At 66.0% G+C, this 4,933-nt stretch carries 6 protein-coding genes; 4 read left to right on the plus strand and 2 right to left on the minus strand.

The window, feature by feature from the left end; genetic code table 11:
• The 4 genes from AC1DTF_RS32045 to AC1DTF_RS32060 all read left to right on the plus strand — a co-directional run.
• A partial coding sequence (locus AC1DTF_RS32045; RefSeq protein WP_477476997.1) for a succinate dehydrogenase/fumarate reductase transmembrane subunit occupies positions 1-163 on the plus strand: 163 nt, incomplete at its 5' end.
• The gene (locus tag AC1DTF_RS32050) at positions 160-627 is read left to right on the plus strand and encodes a succinate dehydrogenase hydrophobic membrane anchor subunit (protein ID WP_057166862.1); all 468 of its coding nucleotides are present in this window, start codon (positions 160-162) and stop codon (positions 625-627) included. The genes AC1DTF_RS32045 and AC1DTF_RS32050, both read left to right, overlap by 4 nt.
• A gap of 40 nt (positions 628-667) precedes the next feature.
• Positions 668-2,422, plus strand: coding sequence for a succinate dehydrogenase flavoprotein subunit (sdhA, locus tag AC1DTF_RS32055; RefSeq protein ID WP_057166863.1), 1,755 nt, complete (start codon positions 668-670; stop codon positions 2,420-2,422).
• A gap of 1 nt (position 2,423) precedes the next feature.
• Positions 2,424-3,209, plus strand: a complete 786-nt coding sequence (locus AC1DTF_RS32060) for a succinate dehydrogenase iron-sulfur subunit (RefSeq protein ID WP_057166864.1) — start codon at positions 2,424-2,426, stop codon at positions 3,207-3,209.
• Between the two features lie 72 nt (positions 3,210-3,281).
• On the opposite strand, the gene AC1DTF_RS32065 is transcribed toward AC1DTF_RS32060, so the two are convergent.
• Positions 3,282-4,130 (minus strand): endonuclease domain-containing protein, encoded by an 849-nt coding sequence (locus AC1DTF_RS32065; RefSeq protein ID WP_477476995.1) that lies wholly within the window; start codon positions 4,128-4,130, stop codon positions 3,282-3,284.
• Between the two features lie 100 nt (positions 4,131-4,230).
• Positions 4,231-4,933, minus strand: a 703-nt coding sequence (locus AC1DTF_RS32070) for an AI-2E family transporter (RefSeq protein ID WP_477476996.1), incomplete at its 5' end; no start/stop codon positions are given.

Here is a 4,933-nt window from a genome sequence, read left to right on the forward strand (position 1 = left end):
GTATCACGCACTCAACGGCATCCGGGTCATCCTGATCGACTTCTGGCAGAAGGGTCCCAAGTATCAGCGCAAGATGCTGTGGGTCATCGCCGGCGTCTGGCTGGCCGTCATGATCCCCTCACTAGGAGTGATCGGCATGCACATGGCGGAGCGTTTCCTGTGACCGAGGCGTGGACTCCGCACCACAAGGAGGGGCGCATCGCCCCGGTGCAGGAGAAGGAACACGACCGCCCGGCGAGCCTGGATCACCCCCGGGCCCCCCGCAAGCCGCGCGGCATCCCGTACTTCGAGAAGTACGCGTGGCTGTTCATGCGCTTCTCCGGTGTTGCGCTGGTCTTCCTGGCGCTCGGCCACCTCTTCATCATGCTGATGTGGGAAGACGGCGTGTACCGCATCGACTTCAACTATGTGGCCGAGCGGTGGGCCTCACCGTTCTGGCAGATCTGGGACATGGCGCTGCTGTGGTTGGCGATGCTGCACGGCGCCAACGGCATGCGCACGATCATCGGCGACTACGCCCGCAAGAACACCACCAAGTTCTGGCTGAACTCGCTGTTGCTGCTGGCGACCGGGTTCACCCTCGTGCTGGGCAGCTACGTGCTGGTCTCGTTCGACGCGAACATCTGATGCGGGCGAGCGAAGCGACGGGAAAGAGTAAGGACGCAGGATGATTCAGGAACATCGTTACGACGTCGTCATCGTCGGCGCCGGCGGCGCGGGTATGCGCGCAGCCGTCGAGGCCGGACCGCGGGCACGCACCGCCGTACTGACCAAGCTGTACCCGACCCGTAGCCACACCGGCGCGGCCCAGGGCGGCATGTGCGCCGCACTGGCCAACGTCGAAGAGGACAACTGGGAGTGGCACACCTTCGACACCGTCAAGGGCGGCGACTATCTCGCCGACCAGGACGCGGTCGAGATCATGTGCAAGGAAGCCATCGACGCGGTCTACGACCTGGAGAAGATGGGGATGCCGTTCAACCGCACCCCCGAGGGCCGTATCGACCAGCGCCGCTTCGGCGGGCACACCCGCGACCACGGGAAGGCCCCGGTGCGCCGGGCCTGCTACGCCGCCGACCGCACCGGTCACATGATCCTGCAGACGCTGTACCAAAACTGCGTCAAGCACGACGTGGAGTTCTTCAACGAGTTCTACGCCCTCGACATCTCGCTGACCGACACCCCCGGCGGCCCGGTGGCGACCGGCGTCATCGCCTACGAGCTCGCCACCGGTGACATCCACATCTTCCACGCCAAGTCGATCGTCTTCGCCACCGGCGGTTCGGGCCGGATGTACAAGACCACCTCCAATGCGCACACCCTGACCGGCGACGGCCTGGGCATCATCTTCCGCAAGGGACTTCCCTTGGAGGACATGGAATTCCACCAGTTCCACCCGACAGGTTTGGCCGGGCTGGGGATCCTGATCTCCGAGGCGGTGCGCGGTGAGGGCGGCCGACTGCTCAACGGCGAGGGTGAGCGCTTCATGGAGCGTTACGCGCCGACGATCGTCGACCTGGCCCCGCGTGACATCGTGGCCCGCTCGATGGTGCTCGAGGTGCTCGAGGGCCGCGGCGCCGGACCCAACAAGGACTACGTCTACATCGACGTGCGTCACCTCGGTGCCGACGTCCTGGAAGCCAAGCTGCCCGACATCACCGAGTTCGCCCGGACCTACCTGGGCGTGGACCCCGTCACCGAACTGGTGCCCGTCTACCCGACGTGCCACTACGTGATGGGCGGCATCCCGACCAACGTCAACGGTCAGGTGCTGCGCGACAACAACAACATCATCCCGGGCCTGTACGCCGCCGGCGAATGCGCGTGTGTGTCGGTGCACGGCTCCAACCGGTTGGGCACCAACTCGCTGCTGGACATCAACGTCTTCGGCCGCCGGGCAGGTATCGCCGCCGCCGAGTACGCGCTCAACCACAACCACGTCGACCTGCCGGAGAACCCGGCCGGCATGGTCGTCGAGTGGGTCGGCGACATCCTCTCCGAGCATGGCAACGAACGCGTCGCCGACATCCGCACGTCGTTGCAGCAGTCGATGGACAACAACGCCGCGGTGTTCCGCACCGAGGAGACGCTGAAGCAGGCGCTCACCGACATCCACGCCCTCAAGGAGCGGTACGCACGGATCACCGTGCAGGACAAGGGCAAGCGCTACAACAGTGACCTGCTGGAGGCCATCGAGCTCGGCTTCCTGCTGGAGCTGGCCGAGGTCACCGTCGTCGGCGCGCTGAACCGCAAGGAATCCCGCGGCGGGCACGCCCGGGAGGACTACCCCAACCGCGACGACACCAACTACATGCGCCACACCATGGCCTACAAGGACGGACCGGATCTGATCTCGGACATCCGGTTGGACTACAAGCCGGTGGTGCAGACCCGCTACGAGCCGATGGAACGGAAGTACTGACATGACTGCTTCGGTCATCGAAAAGCCCGAAACCGGCGGCCCGGACCTTCCTCCCGTGCCCGACGGCGCGGTCATGGTCACCCTCAAGATCGCCCGGTTCAACCCGGACAGTCCCGACGACGCCGGCTACCAGAGCTACCGGGTCCCGTGTCTGCCCTCGGACCGGCTGCTCAACCTGCTGCACTACGCGAAGTGGTACCTGGACGGCACCCTGACGTTCCGCCGGTCCTGCGCGCACGGCGTGTGCGGATCCGATGCCATGCGCATCAACGGGGTGAACCGGCTGGCGTGCAAGGTGCTGATGCGCGACCTGCTGCCCAAGAAGGCCTCCAAGCCGCTGACCATCACCATCGAACCGATCCGCGGCCTGCCCGTGGAGAAGGACCTCGTGGTGAACATGGAGCCGTTCTTCGACGCCTACCGCGCGGTGAAGCCGTTCCTGATCGCCAGCGGCAACGCCCCCACCAAGGAGCGCATCCAGAGCGCCACCGACCGGGCCCGCTACGACGACACCACCAAGTGCATCCTGTGCGCCTGCTGCACCACGTCGTGCCCTGTCTACTGGAGTGAAGGGTCCTACTTCGGGCCCGCCGCGATCGTCAACGCGCACCGGTTCATCTTCGATTCGCGCGACGAGGGCGCCGCCGAGCGCCTGGACATCCTCAACGAGGTCGACGGGGTGTGGCGCTGCCGCACCACCTTCAACTGCACCGAGGCCTGCCCGCGTGGCATCCAGGTGACCCAGGCGATCCAAGAGGTCAAGCGCGCCTTGATGTTCGCGCGCTAGGTTTTTTGGCCGACGAGTGTTGGCTTGTGTGCGAGGTTCTTCGGAAACTTGGCACACAAGCCAACTTTCGTTTCAGCAGGGGGCACCTGCGGCCCGTAGTGCGGCGAGCGTACGTCCGATCACACTGGCCTGCCGGTACCGCATGAGGTCTGCGCCCACCCTGACGATGCGCCAGCCGAGGTCCCGGTACGCCACATCCTGATCGATGTCGCGGGCGCGTTGCTGCGGGTCCGTCCAGTGCTGCACGCCGTCGTACTGCACGCCGACCTTCCACTGCGGCCAGCCCATATCGAGGCGCCCGACGAAGAACCCGTGGTCGAACACCTCGATCTGCGTGTGCGACGGACGCAGGCCCTCCGCGGTCAGCAACAGCCTGAGCCTGGTCTCCTGGGGTGATTCGGCGCCGGGATCGGCGAGATCGAGAACCTGGCGCAGGTCGACGGTGCCTCGGACGCCCTTGTGCCGGACCAACAAAGCCTCGACGTCGACGATCTTCAGGTCGGTGGCTTGCAGGAGGGCGTCGACGCGGATGACGGCGGTGGTGATTCCTTTCCGGCGACCCAGGTCGAAGGCGGTGCGTGCCGGTGTCGTCGCCGCGATACCCCGGACCGGTGCCACCTCATCGGGCCAGAGCTCGTCGCTGTGAATGAGAATGCCCGGCGGCCCGGAACGGCTGGCCTGATTGAGCTCGGCCGGTTCTGTCGCATCGATCCACTTGGATCCGTGCAGAGCCGCGGCCGAAAGGCCCGCGGCGACACCGCGCCGCCCCGACCACAGCCACGCGGCTTTCGCCTTGTCCGCCGGTGTGAGCGTCGTCCCGCGCCGCGTATAGACGTTGCGGTGGATCGGGTCGTATTGCGTGCGCAGCTGGTAGCGATTGACCGTGCCGGCCGCTATCGCCTCGGAGCCCAGGAACACCACGCAGGTTCAGACGCAGCGGGGCCGGGTTCGGTTCCACCCGAAACCAGTGTTGCCCTGTGTGCGACGAATCGCCCGGATCTGACACACGAGGCGACATTCGTCAGGTCTTGGGTTCGGGTTCGGGTTCTGATTCGAATTGCAGATCAAGCTCGGGTTGGGGTTCGGGTTCGTTCTCCCGGGTCCGCTCGGCGACCTGCTCGTCGTAGTAGCGGATGATGACCGCCACCGCCGCGGCCACCGGGACGGCCAGGAAAGCGCCGATCACACCGAAGGTGGACGCGCCCAGTGTGACGGCCAGCAGCACGATCACCGCGTGCAGGTTCATCGACTTGGACTGCAGCCAGGGCTGCAGCACGTTGCCCTCCAGCTGCTGCACCGCGACGATGATGCCCAGCACGATCAGGGCGACGATGGGGCCGTTGGCGACCAGCGCGATCAACACCGCAAGACCGCCGGCGACGAACGCACCGACGATCGGGACGAAACCACCGATGAAGGTGACGATGGCCAACGCGTAGGCCAGCGGCACCCCGAGGACCACCAGCCCGATCCCGATGAGCACGGCGTCGACGAAACTGACCAGCGCCTGGGTGCGGATGAAGCCGCCGAGTGTCAACCAGATGCGTTGCAGCACCTCGGCCAGGTGCGGTGCGGAGGGATGCCCGACGGAGCGCCGCAACCACGGGATGAACTGCGGCCCGTCCTTGAGCAGAAAGAACACCACGACGATGGTCGTGAAGACCGTCACCAGCGCCGATGTTGCCGCGCCCACCCCGGTGAACACGCCCGAGGCGATCTGGGAG

This window comes from Mycobacterium sp. P4_H6 (genome assembly GCF_056400845.1).